Annotated in this window: 16 protein-coding genes; 10 read left to right on the top strand and 6 right to left on the bottom strand. The window is 57.8% G+C overall.

What is annotated here, in order from left to right:
- Positions 1-154 precede the first annotated feature (154 nt).
- Positions 155-910 (top strand): META domain-containing protein, encoded by a 756-nt coding sequence (locus Q0955_RS17275; RefSeq protein ID WP_299426822.1) that lies wholly within the window; start codon positions 155-157, stop codon positions 908-910.
- A 91-nt stretch (positions 911-1,001) separates the two neighbouring features.
- A complete protein-coding gene (locus Q0955_RS17270; RefSeq protein WP_299426819.1) occupies positions 1,002-1,184 on the top strand; it encodes a CTP synthetase in 183 nt (60 codons plus the stop codon).
- Here the strand turns inward: Q0955_RS17270 and Q0955_RS17265 are convergent.
- The gene (locus tag Q0955_RS17265) at positions 1,172-1,942 is read right to left on the bottom strand and encodes an alpha/beta fold hydrolase (protein ID WP_299426816.1); all 771 of its coding nucleotides are present in this window, start codon (positions 1,940-1,942) and stop codon (positions 1,172-1,174) included. The two genes, Q0955_RS17270 and Q0955_RS17265, sit on opposite strands and share 13 nt — an antisense overlap.
- 73 nt (positions 1,943-2,015) lie before the next feature.
- Here Q0955_RS17265 and Q0955_RS17260 point away from each other — a divergent pair, with 73 nt between their 5' ends.
- Positions 2,016-2,390 (top strand): hypothetical protein, encoded by a 375-nt coding sequence (locus Q0955_RS17260; protein WP_299426813.1) that lies wholly within the window; start codon positions 2,016-2,018, stop codon positions 2,388-2,390.
- Here the strand turns inward: Q0955_RS17260 and Q0955_RS17255 are convergent.
- Positions 2,387-3,565, bottom strand: a complete 1,179-nt coding sequence (locus tag Q0955_RS17255; RefSeq protein WP_299426810.1) for a crosslink repair DNA glycosylase YcaQ family protein — start codon at positions 3,563-3,565, stop codon at positions 2,387-2,389. The two genes, Q0955_RS17260 and Q0955_RS17255, sit on opposite strands and share 4 nt — an antisense overlap.
- Positions 3,566-3,683: 118 nt before the next feature.
- Here Q0955_RS17255 and Q0955_RS17250 point away from each other — a divergent pair, with 118 nt between their 5' ends.
- The 3 genes from Q0955_RS17250 (at position 3,684) to Q0955_RS17240 (ending at position 5,425) form a co-directional block, all read left to right on the top strand.
- Positions 3,684-4,289 (top strand): TetR/AcrR family transcriptional regulator, encoded by a 606-nt coding sequence (locus Q0955_RS17250; RefSeq protein WP_299426807.1) that lies wholly within the window; start codon positions 3,684-3,686, stop codon positions 4,287-4,289.
- Between the two features lie 115 nt (positions 4,290-4,404).
- Positions 4,405-5,085 (top strand): PspA/IM30 family protein, encoded by a 681-nt coding sequence (locus Q0955_RS17245; RefSeq protein ID WP_299426804.1) that lies wholly within the window; start codon positions 4,405-4,407, stop codon positions 5,083-5,085.
- Positions 5,086-5,140: 55 nt separating this feature from the next.
- A complete protein-coding gene (locus tag Q0955_RS17240; RefSeq protein WP_299426801.1) occupies positions 5,141-5,425 on the top strand; it encodes a hypothetical protein in 285 nt (94 codons plus the stop codon).
- A 63-nt stretch (positions 5,426-5,488) separates the two neighbouring features.
- On the opposite strand, the gene Q0955_RS17235 is transcribed toward Q0955_RS17240, so the two are convergent.
- Positions 5,489-6,364 (bottom strand): LysR family transcriptional regulator, encoded by an 876-nt coding sequence (locus Q0955_RS17235; protein ID WP_299426798.1) that lies wholly within the window; start codon positions 6,362-6,364, stop codon positions 5,489-5,491.
- Between the two features lie 97 nt (positions 6,365-6,461).
- Between Q0955_RS17235 and Q0955_RS17230 the strand changes: the two genes are divergently transcribed.
- On the top strand, positions 6,462-6,653 hold the full coding sequence (locus Q0955_RS17230) for a hypothetical protein (RefSeq protein ID WP_299426795.1): 192 nt from the start codon (positions 6,462-6,464) through the stop codon (positions 6,651-6,653).
- A gap of 50 nt (positions 6,654-6,703) precedes the next feature.
- On the opposite strand, the gene glyA is transcribed toward Q0955_RS17230, so the two are convergent.
- Positions 6,704-8,002 (bottom strand): serine hydroxymethyltransferase, encoded by a 1,299-nt coding sequence (glyA, locus tag Q0955_RS17225; protein WP_299426792.1) that lies wholly within the window; start codon positions 8,000-8,002, stop codon positions 6,704-6,706.
- A 189-nt stretch (positions 8,003-8,191) separates the two neighbouring features.
- Between glyA and Q0955_RS17220 the strand changes: the two genes are divergently transcribed.
- Positions 8,192-8,953, top strand: a complete 762-nt coding sequence (locus Q0955_RS17220) for an NAD kinase (protein WP_299426789.1) — start codon at positions 8,192-8,194, stop codon at positions 8,951-8,953.
- Positions 8,954-9,045: 92 nt separating this feature from the next.
- Here Q0955_RS17220 and prpE read toward each other — a convergent pair whose 3' ends face one another.
- Complete coding sequence (gene prpE, locus Q0955_RS17215) at positions 9,046-10,938, bottom strand: propionate-CoA ligase PrpE (RefSeq protein WP_299426786.1); 1,893 nt, start codon at positions 10,936-10,938, stop codon at positions 9,046-9,048.
- A gap of 255 nt (positions 10,939-11,193) precedes the next feature.
- Positions 11,194-13,473: an NADP-dependent malic enzyme gene (locus tag Q0955_RS17210; protein WP_299426783.1), complete on the bottom strand. Its 2,280-nt coding sequence runs from the start codon at positions 13,471-13,473 to the stop codon at positions 11,194-11,196.
- Positions 13,474-13,671: 198 nt separating this feature from the next.
- Between Q0955_RS17210 and Q0955_RS17205 the strand changes: the two genes are divergently transcribed.
- Positions 13,672-14,763 (top strand): cupin domain-containing protein, encoded by a 1,092-nt coding sequence (locus Q0955_RS17205; RefSeq protein WP_299426780.1) that lies wholly within the window; start codon positions 13,672-13,674, stop codon positions 14,761-14,763.
- Entirely contained in the window at positions 14,760-15,167 is a 408-nt protein-coding gene (locus Q0955_RS17200) for a cytidine deaminase (protein WP_299426778.1), read from the top strand. Before Q0955_RS17205 ends, Q0955_RS17200 begins: the two co-directional genes overlap by 4 nt.
- The last annotated feature ends 2 nt before the right edge of the window (positions 15,168-15,169 follow it).

The raw sequence follows: 15,169 nt of genomic DNA, 5'->3' as shown, positions 1-15,169 counted from the left end.
CGCCAAGGGGGTCAAAGGTCGTATCTTGGCGGGCCTAGGGAGCGCATCGGGTTTGGGCAAGGCTTTGCCGAAAAAACAATTCCCCCTTGGGAGGTCGTGACCTCATCCCTAGGTGGTAGGGTATGATGACCGCAACAGAGCCGGGAGCCTTTAAATGACACTTACAACGATCAAATCCGCCGGCGTGGGGGCGGGCCTTGTTATGGCGATGTGCCTCAGTGCGGGAAGCGCGATGGCTGATTTTCAAAACTTGCAGGGATCGGTGCTTTACCGGGAAAAAATTGCCTTGCCGCCGGAAGCGTTGGTGGAGGTCACGTTGGAAGACGTGAGTAAGATGGATGTGAAATCGACGGTGTTGGCGAGCCAGACATTAAAACCTGCGGGGCAGGTGCCGGTGGATTTTCAGCTGAGCTATGACGACGCCATGGTTGAGGCACGCGGTCGGTATTCGGTTCGAGCGGTAATCCGAGTCGGGGAAGATGTACTTTGGCGCAGTACGCAGAGCTTTCCGGCATTGACCTATGATGCCCCTGAAACAGTGGATGTGGTGGTGGAACGCATGGTGAAACGAGATGCGACCGGCTTGAGTGGCAGCAATTGGTTGGTTGCGCAGATCAATGGCCAGGTTGTTGAAGCTGCGCAGGGGCCCCTTCTTCAGTTTGGAAGCGATGGTCAGGTGAGTGGAACAAGCGGGTGTAACCGTTTCTCCGGAGGCTACACGGCGACAGGGGGGCAGTTGGAGTTTGGACCGCTTGCAACCACACGTATGGCCTGCCCTGGCCCGTTGGATCAGCAGGAGAAAGCCTTCTTTCAGGCACTGTCAAAGGTGGTCGGATTTGAAGTGCGCGACGGGATTGCCGTTCTGCTGGATGCAGAGGGTACCGAACAGATGCAGTTGATCGCCGAGTGAAATCAATTACCTGAGACTTGACTGATCCAAATCAAAGTTGGCCGTGGGATTTTGCGCCAAATCTGCGGCCAACAACTTGAAGGAGACAGTCATGCTGCGACTGGCAATGATTCTGCACATCTTTATTGGGTCCACTTTGGCTGGGGTCGGTGTCATCGCCGCTCTGGTGGCAGGTGTAAACAGCGGTTTGATGCTGTTTGTCTATGCGCTGATCGGCTTTGTGATTGCGTTCCCTGCCAGCTGGAAAGTGGCGCAGGCGCTTTACGCGCGTTGATCCAAATCCAACCAGGCTTGCACTGATGCGATGAACTCCCGTGGTTTTTCTGCGTGAAGCCAATGTCCGGCGCCTGTGATTTTGGCAAAGCGGGCTTTAGGGAATTTCTCGCGGATTGTCGGGCGTTGCGCATGGGTGACGTAGTCTGAGGTGGCGCCGGACAGGAAAAGAGTTGGGCCACCATAGGCGCCGCCAACCTGTGGGAAGTCCAGGATTTTGGGCATCTCTCGGTCCAGAACATCGAGATTGAGGCGCCAGCGCTGCTCTTTCACGTCCAGGGATTGGGTGAAGAAGGTTTGCAACGTGGTGTCATCCAGATGCTCGGCCAATTGCGTCATCGCATCGGAGCGTTTGCTGACCTTGGACAAGTCTACGGCGCGCATGGCCTGGATGTTTTGATTCTGGTCGTGGCTGTAGGCGACTGGGGCGATGTCCGCGACAATCAGGCGGTTGACTAAGTCCGGTTGGCTGAGGGCAAGCACCATGGCGGCTTTGCCGCCCATTGAATGGCCCAACACATCCATTGGTTTGCCCTGCGCTGTGATAACTTCGGCAAGGTCGGCGGCCATGTCTTTGTAAGAATGGCTATCAAACCAAGGGCTTTGGCCGTGGTTGCGTTGGTCCACGCAGAGAATGCGGCGGGTGGTGGAGAGCCGTTTGGCAATGGCGCCCCAGTTGCGGCCGGAGCCAAACAGCCCATGCACAATCAAGAGGTCGGGTTCTGCGGTGGCGGTGCCATGTTCGATCAAGTTCAACATAGCGGTGTGATACCGCGCTGGGCTGGTGGGTTCCAGAGTTGAGTGTTGTGCGAGCGCAGTCTAGGGTGCGCGGATGATGACGACGCAGGACATTCAGGCCAAAGAGGCGCGGCTTTTGGAACTGGCCAAGGAGAAATTTGGCGTGCGCGCCAAGACCTTGAGCCGAGCCATGAAGAAGATTGGGCGCCGAGTGCCAGCGCGGTTACATCGGCAGTCGGAGGTGCTTGTCGAGGCGCAGCGTCTTGGCGCGCATCCAAAGCTGATGATGCAGGTGGATGCTGTGGCTGTGGGCAAGGCGTTTGATGAGATCGTTGCGCACCTGGAGGCCATTGACGTGGCGGATCGGCGCAAAGGTGCATTGCTCAATCTGGCAGCGGCGCTGGTGTTCAACCTCTTGGTGGTTGTGGTGTTGGTGATCCTTATGTTGCGTTGGCAGGGGCTTGTTTAAGCGGTTTTTGGCGCGCGGTCGCAGTCCCAGACGATATCAGGCGCGCCTATGAACCGCCCCATGCGGGTGAGTTCTGCGTCCAGTTTGGCGGCGCGTGCTTCGGTCCAACGCACGCCGGTTTCTGCCCAAAGCTGGGTGATGGTGATCTCCCCTTTTTTGCGATTGGCCTTGGCTTCCAGACGTCCTACGAAACGGTCTCCCTCTAAGAGAGGATAGACGTAGTAGCCCCATTGCCGTTTGGCGGCGGGGACGAAAATTTCGATGCGGTAGTCAAAGCCAAACAGGCGGGAGAGCCGGTCGCGGTCGCGGATCACCGGGTCAAACGGATTGAGGATGCGCAGGCGGGAGGTCGGAGCGGTGATTTGGTCCAAGCGCTGGGCAATGTCGGCGGAGGCTTGCATGGGCACCCACTGGCGGTTTGCGGTTTGCACCTCGACGTCGATCAGGTCGGCGTGTGCCATCCAGTCTTTCACTTCCGCTGTGTCCACAGCTTCCCAGAAGCGTTTGACGTCGCCGGAGGTGCCAAAGCCAAGGCGATCGACGGCTTGAGTGCAGAGCCAATTGACTTGGTCTCTGTGGTCAATCTGTGCGTCGCGTAGGGCATCGGGGATGACGCGTTCTGGAAGGTTGTAGAATTTCTTGAAGTTGTGGCGATAGCAGGTGGCCAGCTCGCCAGCGTACCATAGGTAATCCAGCGCCTGTTTGTGGGGTGGGCGAGACCACATTTCTTTGGGGCCTTCGATCTTGGTGTCAAAAGCCTCAGTCGATAGGGCGCCTTCGTCAGCGATGCGGGCCTTAATGTCCTCGGTGCTGACTTGAGTTAGGGCGGTTTTGAACCAGCCTTTTTGATCCATGCGGGATTTGCGGCGCTTAAACTGCGTGCGCCAGTAGGGATAGGTTTCGATGGGCAGAATGCTGGCGTCGTGGGTGAAATGCTCAAACACCGTGCGATCTTCGGCTAGGAGCTTGTTCAACATCGGCTCGCGGTAGTTTTGATTGCGCGACCAAAGAATATGGTGATGCGCGCGTGACAGGACCTGAATGCTGTCCAGCTGAACAAAGCCCAGCTTTCTAATGATGGCGCGTGGGTCGGCGGGGCCGGTGGGGGTATCAGATAGGCCTTGCAGCGAGAGCCAGAGGTGGCGGGCGTCACGGTTTGAAATGCGAAAACTCATGGGTGCACGCTAGGGGAGTGCGTTGAACAAAGAAAGAACATTTTGCGGATTGGCCGGCGGACTTGGCATTTGTTTTGAGGGCGCGTATGCCTGAACGCGGTTCAATATGTGGGGCACTATGGCTGGCAAAGTGGCAGAGCGGCGCGCGGCGTTGCGTGTGAAACTGATCGAATTGGCGGAAACGCAGATTGCGACAGGGGGCTTGTCGTCGCTGAAGGCGCGGGAACTGGCCAAAGGCGCGGGCTGTGCGGTTGGGGCCATTTACAACGTGTTCGACGATTTGCACGATCTTGTACTTGAAGTGAACGGGCGCACGTTCAAGAAGCTCGGCGCGGCGGTGGCGGCATCTTATGACGGCAGGGAAAGCCCGCGCCAACGACTCATTCTCATGTCCAACGCCTATCTGGAGTTTGCTGCCGCGCATCCGAAACTGTGGCGGGCGTTGTTTGATGTGGAGATGACTGAGGGCGGGGAGGTGCCGGAGTGGTATCTGTCCTCGTTGGGGGCGCTGTTTGCCAATATTCGCGCGCCGCTGTCGGAGCTTTATTCGGAGATGGGCGAGGAGGAACTCGGGTTGATGACTCGTGCGATGTTCTCCTCGGTGCATGGAATCGTGCTTTTGGGGTTGGAGAATCGCATCTCTGGCGTGCCACCGGTGCACATTCGGACCATGATTGCGCAAGTTTTGTCCCGGCTTGGGCCTAAAGTAGTCTTGGAAAGTTAAGTAAAAACAGGTGCTTCAAAGAAAAGTGAACATCGTTCAATTATTTTCTTGAACGATGTTCAGGAAAATTCTATCACCCTATTTGTGAACGATGTTCAAAAAAATGGAGGGACAGATGTTCGGAACTTTGAAAACTTTGATTGTGGGGGCAAACGCCCGGGCCGAAGAACAGGTGCGTGACGTCTATGCCATTGAGCTGATTGATCAAAAAATTCGCGAAGCGAGCGCAAACCTGAAGGCGGCAAAGGTGGCTTTGGCCGGTTTGATCCAGAGGGAGCGCGGTGAGCAGCGCCAGATAGAAACTTTGGAAGGCCGCATTGTGGATCTGCTAGCGCGTGCCAAACAGGCCCTTGCAGAGGGTCGAGAAGATCTGGCGCAGCAAGCAGCGCAAGCGATTGCGGATCTGGAAAACGAGTTGGCGGGGCGTCAGCAAACTCAAGCGCGCCTGGAAGCGCGGATTATGCAGCTGCGCCAGAGTGTGGAAACCGCGCACCGCCGTATCATTGATCTGAAGCAGGGGGCCGTATCGGCGCGCGCCATGCGTAAGGAACAAGGCATTCAGCGCAAGGTGAACCGCCATTTGGGAGGGGACAGCCCGTTTGAAGAGGCTGAAGCACTGATTTCCCGCGTGATGGGCGAAGATGATCCGTTTGAACAGGGCGAAATTCTGCGCGAGATCGACAGTGGCCTGAACCATGGCGAAATCGCGGGGCGCATGGCGGATGCAGGATTTGGGGATGCGAGCAAAGCAACTGCTGCGTCCGTGATGAACCGCCTGAAAACCCAACCCAAGTAAAACCGCCGCTTTCGGCAAGACAATATTCAAACTCAAAAAATTCGGAGAAATCAACATGACTGACCGTAACGACAATTCCACCATCGTAATGCTCAACATGGCCGGTGTGGCGCTGGCCTATATTCTGCTCGGTATTTCCCTTTGGATGTCGACGGATGTGCCGCTCTCCACCAAGGGCTACTGGGGTATGGGCATTGTGTTGCTCACCATAAGCCTGATCAATGTTGTGAAGTACCGTTTTGACAATCAGCAGCGTGATGATCGCATTCGCCGCATTGAGGAAGTGCGTGACGAAAAAATGCTGGAAGAGGCGTTGTTGGATACGAAGCCAAACGTCTGAGGAGGCGACTAAACGAAGACGGCAGTTGGGGCGTGTCCTCAGCTGCCTTTGATGTTGGTCGGGCTAGGTTTTTGCCTCGGCCATCAGCCATTTGCGAAATGCCCGTTCCTTGGCGTTGAGCGGGCGCGGCAACGTAACCAAATGATAGCCAAGGTCGGTGCGGGGCAGGCTGGTGATCTGCACAAGCGTGCCAAAAGCAACTTCCCTCTCTACCAGGGATCGGGGGTGTACAGAGACCCCCAAGCCAGCCACGGTGGCAGAGAGCACAAGCTCATTGGTCTCCAGCGATGTCATCTCCACAGTGTTGAGGTCAAGTCCGGCGTCTTCCACCACTTGGCGCCATTCCAACATGTGCAAATCCATCAGCCACGGGTAGGTCCCAGCGTCTGTGAGGCTGATTTCCGAATTTGTTTTGAGCAGCTTAGGGGAGGCAACTACCCAAAACTCCCCCGACGTGAGCAATTCGGACGACACCCCTGGCCATTGCCCATTGCCAAACCGGATCGCCATGTCAAAGCCATCGCGGCGCAGGTCAATCAAGCTCACACTTGGGTTGATGCTGAGTGAGATCTCCGGGTGTTTCTGCCAGAAGCCGCCGATGCGTGGCATCAGCCAGTTGGCGGCAAAGGATGGCGTGACACTGACACTGAGCGGGCGGTCTTCTTTGGAACGCTGAAGGGCAGAGACACCTTCGGAAATCACCTCAAAACCGTCGGAGAGATGTTGCGCCAGATGACGACCTTCTTCGGTGAGGGCCACGCCGCGGCCGGATCGAAACAGAAGCGGCGTGGACAACTCCGCCTCCAAGCTGCGGACATGTTGGGCAATAGCAGCATGGGTGACATTGAGTTCTCGAGCCGCGGCGCTGAGGTTTTGATGACGCGCAGCGGCTTCAAAGGCCCGCAGGGCGGCGAGAGATGGCAGAGTGGCCCAATCCATACTGTAAATCCAGCTTACATATTGAATGTCATATTGAGTCGATTTTCAGGCGCGAGTCCACCATGTTTGAAACAGATCAACACAAGGAGTACCAAATATGTTGGGAATTCTTTCAAATAGCTTTCAGGTAGCCACCCGTCAAAACCATTGGAGTGACAAGGATGCGACGGCTGTATCTGAAGCGAAACTACAGCCACATTGGCGCGAGGATCGCCGAGAGCGGTTTGTGCGCAAAAGCGCGATGGATCAGGCTGCTGAGAGTGCACGTCCAAAGCTGTGGGGGAAATAAAAACGCCCGGCCGTGAGAGCCGGGCGGTATTACTGTTGGAGCCGCTGTTCTTACAGGTTTGGGTACAGCGGGAAGCGGGCGCAGAGATCGGCCACTTTGGCGCGGACAGAGGCTTCCACCTCGGCATTGCCCTCTTCGCCGTTGGCGGCCAGGCCGTCGACCACTTCGACAATCATGTCGGCAATTGCGCGGAACTCTTCTTCGCCAAAGCCACGGGTGGTGCCCGCGGGTGTGCCCAAGCGCAGGCCGGAGGTCACCATCGGCTTTTCCGGGTCAAACGGGATGCCGTTTTTGTTGGTGGTGATGTGCGCGCGGCCAAGGGCTTTGTCAGCGATGTTGCCGGTCACGGCTTTCGGGCGCAGATCCACCAACATCACGTGCGTATCAGTGCCGCCGGTGACGATGTCCAAACCACCTTTGATCAGCTGGTCCGCCAGGGCCACAGCGTTGGCGCGGACTTGTTTTTGGTACTCTTTGAATTCAGGGCGCAGCGCTTCGCCAAAGGCCACAGCTTTGGCAGCGATGACGTGCATCAACGGGCCGCCCTGAATGCCCGGGAAGATGGCCGAGTTCAGCTTCTTGGCGATGTCGGCGTCGTTGGTCAGGATCATGCCGCCGCGTGGGCCGCGCAGGGTTTTGTGCGTGGTAGTGGTGGCAACGTGTGCGTGTGGGAATGGCGATGGGTGCTCACCAGCGGCAACCAGACCAGCGATATGCGCCATGTCGACCAGCAGGTAGGCGCCAACCATGTCCGCAATCTCACGGAAGCGGGCGAAGTCGATCTGACGTGGGATGGCGGAACCACCGGCGATAATCATCTTAGGCTGGTGCTTTTTGGCCTGCGCTTCGACCTGATCGTAGTCGATCAGGTTGTCGTCGCGGCGCACACCGTAAGATACGGCATTGAACCATTTGCCGGATTGGTTTGGACGTGCGCCGTGGGTCAGGTGACCGCCAGAGGCCAGGTCCATGCCGAGGATGGTGTCACCTGGCTGGATCAACGCCTGAAACACACCTTGGTTGGCTTGGGAGCCGGAGTTTGGCTGCACGTTGGCAAACTCACAGCCAAACAGCTCTTTGGCGCGGTCGATGGCGAGGTTTTCGGCCACGTCCACATGTTGGCAACCACCGTAGTAGCGGCGGCCCGGGTAGCCTTCGGCGTATTTGTTGGTGAGCACGGTGCCCTGCGCTTCCATCACGGCAGCGGACACAATGTTCTCAGAGGCGATCAATTCGATCTCGTCGCGCTGGCGACCCAGCTCGTTGGTGATCGAGCCAAACAGCTCCGGGTCGCGGGAGGCGAGGGATTCGGTGAAAAAGCCAGCATCACGGGTGGTGGACATGGGCATGTGCTCCAGATCAGGGGGTTCGCGTTGATGCGGTTCCTAAAGGAAAGGTTGTTGTGTTGAAAGGTCTCAAAGCGACGCAAAACCTTGCCTGACCGCCGAAGATGGTGCAGGGGATAAACATATGACGCCATAGGAAACCTTTGGCAGGGCGGGGAAACCTGCTGGTGTTTGACTGGAGCTGGGACCGATATGTCCGAAAGAATCGCCTTTTTGGCCAGCAACGCGCCGGTGGCGCAAACCGCGCGGGCCGCATTGATTGGCCGCTATGGCAATGTCGCGCCCGAAGAGGCAGACGTGATTGTCGCACTCGGTGGTGATGGCTTTATGCTGCACACGCTGCATGACACACAGGCGCTGCCTGCACCTGTTTACGGTATGAATCGGGGCACGGTGGGGTTCCTTATGAATACCTATTCGGAAAGCGATTTAACGGAGCGTTTGGCTGCGGCGGAGGAGGAGAAGCTCAATCCCTTGGCGATGCGGGCGACCTGTGTCGACAACTCCGTGCATGAGGCGCTGGCGATCAACGAAGTGTCTTTGCTGCGGGCAGGGCCACAGGCGGCCAAGCTGCGCATAAAGATTGATGGCCGGTTGCGTATGGAGGAGCTGGTGTGTGACGGCGCGCTGATCAGTACGCCTGCGGGCTCCACCGCCTATAATTATTCGGCACATGGCCCGATCTTGCCAATCGGTTCCGATGTGCTGGCGCTTACCGCAATTGCACCATTTCGACCACGACGATGGCGCGGGGCGTTGTTGCCAAAGCAGGCAACGGTGTCTTTTGAAGTGCTGGAAAGTCACAAGCGGCCGGTGATGGCCCATGCGGACAGCCGGTCGTTTGAAAATGTGGCCGCTGTTGAGATCCGCTCAGATGAGAGTGTCGCGCACAGGATCCTGTTTGATCCGGGCCACGGGTTGGAAGAACGTCTCATCCGCGAACAGTTTGTCTAACAAAAAAGGCGCGCCCTCGATTTGGCGCGCCGTCCTGGTTTCTTCTTGCCCCAAATATCCCGGGGGCGCGGGGGCTGGCCCCCGCTCCGGTGTTACGATTTGGCGTAGCCAATGCTTTGCAGGGCAACGGTGATTTCATCCAGAATGACCGGATCATCAATGGTCGCTGGCATTTTCCACTCAGTGCCATCAGCGATGCTGACCATGGTGCCGCGCAGGATTTTGCCGGAACGGGTTTTTGGCAGGCGATCGACCACAACAGCCAGTTTGAAGGCCGCCACCGGGCCAATTTTTTCGCGCACCAGTTTCACAACTTCTTTCACCACCTCAGCGTTGTCGCGATCCGCCCCTGCGTTCAGGCAGAGGAAACCCACCGGCATCTGGCCCTTGAGCTGATCGGCCACGCCAATCACCGCGCATTCGGCCACATCCGGGTGCCCCGCAAGCACCTCTTCCATACCGCCGGTGGAGAGGCGGTGGCCTGCGACATTAATGACGTCATCGGTGCGCGCCATGATGTAGACGTAGCCGTCTTCGTCAATCATGCCCGCATCGCCGGTTTCATAGTAACCGGGGAAGTTGGTCAGGTAGGATTTTTTGAAGCGGTCTTCTGCGTTCCACAGAGTTGGCAGGGTGCCCGGTGGCAAAGGCAGCTTGCTGACAATTGCGCCCAGTTCACCTGCGGGCAGTTCGTTGCCGCCCTCGTCGAGCACTTTCATGTCGTAGCCCGGCATGGGCAGGGAGGGGCTGCCGAGTTTCACTGGCAAAAGCTCAATGCCCACGGGGTTGCAGATCGCGGGGTAGCCCAGCTCCGTCTGCCACCAGTGGTCGATGATTGGTTTTTGTAGCTGGTCTTGCGCCCAGATGATGGTGTCCGGATCGGCACGTTCCCCGGCGAGGAAGACCTGTTCCATGCAGGAGAGGTCGTATTTCTTCACAAATTCGCCTTTTGGGTCTTCGCGTTTCACGGCGCGGAAAGCCGTTGGGGCAGTGAAGAAGGTTTTGACCTTATGTTCGGAAATTACCCGCCAGAAGGTGCCAGCGTCAGGTGTGCCCACGGGTTTGCCTTCAAACACAATGGTGGTGTTGCCATGGATCAGTGGCGCGTAGGTGATGTAGCTGTGGCCGACAACCCAGCCTACATCGGACGCAGCCCAGAACACGTCGCCCGGATCGACGTTGAAGACGTTCTTCATCGTCCAGTTCAAAGCGACCAAGTGACCGGCAGTGTGGCGCACCACACCTTTAGGTTGGCCGGTGGTGCCGGAGGTATAGAGGATGTAGGCGGGATGATTGCCTTCGACAGGCACACACTCGGCTGGTTCCACACCGTATTGGAAGCCGTGCCAGTTAAAATCGCGACCTTCGATCAGCTGCGCCACTTCTTGTTCACGTTGGAAGATCACGCAGAAATCCGGCTTGTGAGTGGCAAGCTCAATGGCGCCGTCCAGCAGAGGTTTGTAGTGCACCACGCGCCCTGGCTCGAGGCCACAGGAGGCGGCGATGATGGCTTTTGGTTTGGCGTCGTCGATGCGCACGGCCAGCTCGTTGGCGGCAAAGCCGCCAAACACCACCGAGTGGATCGCGCCAAGGCGAGCGCAAGCCAACATGGCTTCGAGCGCTTCGGGGATCATCGGCATGTAGATGATGACGCGGTCGCCTTTTTCCACACCTTTGGCGCGCAGAGCGCCTGCGAGGGAGGCGACACGGTTGCGCAGCTCCACATAAGAGATCTCGCGTTTGGAGTGGGTGATGGGGCTGTCGTGAATAATGGCGGTTTGCTCGCCGCGACCTGCCTCCACGTGGCGGTCCACGGCGTTCCAGCAGGTGTTGACCTTGGCGTCGGAGAACCACTCATACATGTGGTCGCCTTTGTCAAAGAGCGCTTTGCTGGGGGGGGTATCCCAGTCAATCGCGTCTGCCGCTTGCATCCAGAATGCTTCGGGGTCGTTCTTCCAGCCGTTGTAGACGTCCTGATATGACATGGGTGTCCTCCTATCCTTACCCAAATGGATAGAGGAGGGGCTGTCGTGGCGGCAAGTCTTGGGGAGGCGGGCGTGGCAGATTATCGCGGAAAATTTGCAAGTCTTTGCCGAGCGGCGCTGCAAATTTTTGCAAAGAGGTGGGTTTGCTTGGGCTTCGCTGGAAACTGAGGAGGTCTTTGCAAAGTTGCGAAGTTCAGAAATGCAAAACGCGGCGGGAATCACTCCGCCGCGTTTTCGTGTGCTAGTCATGGCGGCTTAGCCGTATTGCGTCACCGGCGTTCCGGCGATAGCGGCCATGTTCAGCAGGCCGCGCGCAGTGATCGACGGGCTGACGATATGGGCGCGGTTGCCCATGCCCATCAGGATCGGGCCGACCTCCAGCGCGTCAGCCCGCATTTTCAGGATGTTGCGCACGCCTGACGCGGCATCCGCATGGGCGAAAACCAACACGTTAGCGGCGCCGTTTAAGCGGGTGCGCGGGAAGACGCGGGCGCGCAGATCGGGGTCAAGCGCGGTGTCGACGTTCATTTCGCCTTCATAGGTGAAGTCGCGTGGGCGGCTGTCCAGAATCTCAATGGCTTCGCGCAAGCGCTTGCCGGAGCCTTGTTGGTGGTTGCCAAACTGGCTTTGCGAGCAAAGCGCGATGTTGGGTTCCAGGCCAAAGCGGCGCACATGGCGCGCGGCGCCGATGGTGATGCGGGCGATGTCCTCGGGGCTTGGCAGTTCATGCACTTGGGTGTCAGCAATGAACAGCGGGCCGTCTTCGAGGATCATCAGCGAGAGCGCGCCGTGGGGCGACAGGGATTTGTTGCCCAAAACCTGTGTGATGTAGTTCAGATGCCAGCGGTATTCGCCAAAGGTGCCGCAGATCAGGCTGTCAGCCTCTTCACGGTGCACCATGATTGATCCAATTGCGGTGGAGTTGGTGCGCATGATCGCCTTGGCAAGGTCGGGCGTGACACCTTCGCGCTCCATCAGCTCGTGGTAGCTGTTCCAGTAGTCGTAGTAGCGCGGATCATTTTCCGGGTTCACGATTTGGAAGTCCTGGCCTGGACGAATGGAAAGGCCAGCGCGTTCGCATCGGGCGTCGATAACTTCGGGGCGACCAATCAGAATTGGGGTTTCTGTGGTCTCTTCCAGGATCGCTTGTGCGGCACGCAGCACGCGTTCGTCCTCACCTTCGGAGAACACAATGCGGCGCGCGGCTTTGCGCGCCGTTTCAAACACGGGGCGCATCAGCAAGGCGGACTTGAAGACCGATTGGTTGAGTTTGTGCACGTAGGCGTCGATGTCGTCGATCGGGCGGGTGGCGACGCCGCTGTCCATGGCGGCCTTGGCCACGGCGGCGGAGACGACGCCAACCAAACGGGGATCAAATGGTTTGGGGATCAGGTATTCCGCACCAAAGGTGAGCTGTTCGCCCTTGTAAGCGGCGGCCGCTTCGGCGGAAGTGGTGGCGCGGGCAAGTTCAGCGATACCGTTTACACAAGCCACACACATTTCGTCGTTGATTTCAGTGGCGCCCACATCCAGCGCGCCGCGGAAGATGAAAGGGAAGCAGAGGACGTTATTGACCTGATTTGGGAAGTCGGAGCGGCCGGTGGCTATGATCGCGTCAGGCGCCACTTTGCGGGCCAGCTCGGGCATGATTTCCGGGGTTGGGTTGGCAAGCGCAAAAATGATCGGCTGCGCGGTCATCTTCTCAACCAGCTCAGGCTTAAGGACTCCAGGGCCGGAAAGGCCTAGGAACATGTCAGCACCGTCGATCACGTCTTCGAGGGTGCGCAGGTCAGTTTTCTGCGCAAACTCCGCCTTCTGCGGGTTCATGTCGTCTTCGCGACCTTCATAGACCAGCCCGTGGATATCGCAGAGCCAGACGTTTTCGCGTTTTACGCCCAGCTTCAGCAGCATGTTGAGGCAGGCGATGCCCGCCGCGCCGCCACCGGTGGAGACAATTTTGATGTCTTCGAATTTCTTGCCTGCGACCTGAAGCGCGTTGGTGGCAGCTGCGCCCACAACAATGGCGGTGCCGTGCTGGTCGTCGTGGAACACTGGGATGTTCATGCGCTCGCGGCAGAGCTTTTCGACCACAAAGCAGTCCGGTGCTTTGATGTCTTCGAGGTTGATTGCGCCAAAGGTTGGCCCCATGGCGCAGACGATGTCTGCCAACTTCTCCGGGTCCGCTTCGTCCAGCTCGATGTCAAAGCAGTCGATATTGGCAAATTTCTTGAACAGGACCGCTTTGCCTTCCATCACGGGTTTGGAGGCCAGTGCGCCGATATTGCCGAGGCCGAGGACCGCAGAGCCGTTTGAGACCACCGCTACAAGGTTTTGCCGGGCCGTATAAAGCGCGGCGTTGGCGGGATCGTCTTTGATCTCGAGGCAGGCTTCTGCGACGCCGGGGGAGTAGGCGCGTGAGAGGTCGCGGCCATTGGCCAGTGGCTTGGTGGCGCGGATCTCCAGTTTCCCAGGCTTTGGGTTGGCGTGGTAAAACAGGGCGGCGTCGCGCAGGGATTGATTGCGGTTGTCGGACATGGCGGACCTCATAGTGCGCGGGGCGCAGCGGCGGTTTGTGGGGTGGTTGAAATTTGGTTCAGCATTAAACTAATTTTTCTTCTGTGGGAATGGGCAAATGTGCCTTGATGAAAAGCCCTAAAATTTCACCGTTGAATTTTTGACCATTTGGTTACATTCTCGGTAAATTCTGCCGTGAGGTCACAGTGGGGAGTGGGAATGGAAGAGATCAGAGCGGAAGTAAGGTTGCCAACGCAGGAACTGCGCGATGACATCCCCTTTTACACCAAAGTGCTCAAAATGCGGATGGATATGATTTATCCGGCGGATGACCCGACGGTTGCGGTGTTTTCGGGACACGGCCTGCGGTTGCGTGTTGAGAAAGGTGTAAGCGAGGCGCCGGGGTGCATTCGTCTTTTGACGGATGATCCAGATGGGTTTGCCGGAGGCGCGCGGGAACTGACGGCACCAAACGGCACAAAGATCGAAATTGAAGACCTAAATCCGCCGCTGGTGTTGCCGGAGGTGCAGCATTCCTTTGTGGTGCGACGATTGGCGGATCAGGCGCCATGGGTGATTGGCCGGGCGGGCATGCATTATCGGGATCTGGTGCCGGACCGGTTGGGCGGGGCGATGATTGCCAGTCATATCCGTATTCCCGATGGCGGTCCGGTGCCGGATATGGTGCATTACCATAAGGTGGGCTTTCAGCTGATCTTCTGCGTCAACGGTTGGGTTGACGTGCTGTATGAGGATCAAGGTGGCATGCGCCGTCTCAACGCGGGGGACTGCTTTATCCAGCCGCCGGAAATTCGCCATCGGGTCTGCGAAGCCAGTGATGATCTACAAGTGATCGAGATTGGGGTGCCAGCGGATCATGTGACCGAAATTGACCATGAAATGAAGTTGCCAACACCACAGGAGCGGCCAGACCGCGAGTGGGATGGGCAGCGATTTGTGCATAATCTGGCAGAAGGCGCGGCTTGGGGCGGCTTTCGATTGCCGGGCTTCATAGCCCGAGACACAACCATTGCAACCAACACGAAAGATGTGGCGGGGGTGCAGGTGATCCGTTGCGGAGAAGGTGCACCGCATTGGGCGTGCCATGATGCGGAAATACACTTTACCTTTGTGATGAAGGGCACGATGGTTTTGGAAGGTGAAGGGCGGGAGCCGCATGCCTTGGAAGCCGGGGATGCCTTTGTGATCCCGCCAGGAATGAAAACCCGATACGCCGATCCAAGCGCGGACATCGAATTGCTCGAAGTCACGCTACCGGGGGCGTTTAAGACGAAAGTGACAGAGACATGAGCTTGGAAAAATCGGCTTTTGCCGTGCGCGAAAACGCCTATGCGCCGTATTCGAATTTCAAAGTGGGAGCGGCAGTGCTGTCTGAGGGCGGCGAAATTTACGCTGGCTGCAATGTAGAAAACATTGCCTACCCAGAGGGCACTTGTGCCGAGGCTGGTGCGATAGCGGCGATGGTGGCCGCGGGTGAGAGTAAGTTAACTGAAGTGTTTGTTGTCGCGGACAGTAAGCAGCCGGTCAGCCCATGTGGAGGATGCCGCCAAAAACTGGCTGAGTTTGGCGCATCGGACACGAAAGTGACACTGGCCAATCTGGACGGAGTGCGCGTGACGATGACGATGGCGGAGCTCCTACCCGGGGCGTTTGGCACCGATCATATGGACGCAGACCACCAAGACCGCGACTGATA

The sequence above is a fragment of the uncultured Shimia sp. genome, assembly GCF_947493595.1.
Taxonomy (GTDB): Bacteria; Pseudomonadota; Alphaproteobacteria; order Rhodobacterales; family Rhodobacteraceae; genus Shimia.
The sequence above is the reverse complement of the archived record's forward strand: the minus strand, read 5'-3'. Positions and strand labels throughout refer to the sequence as shown.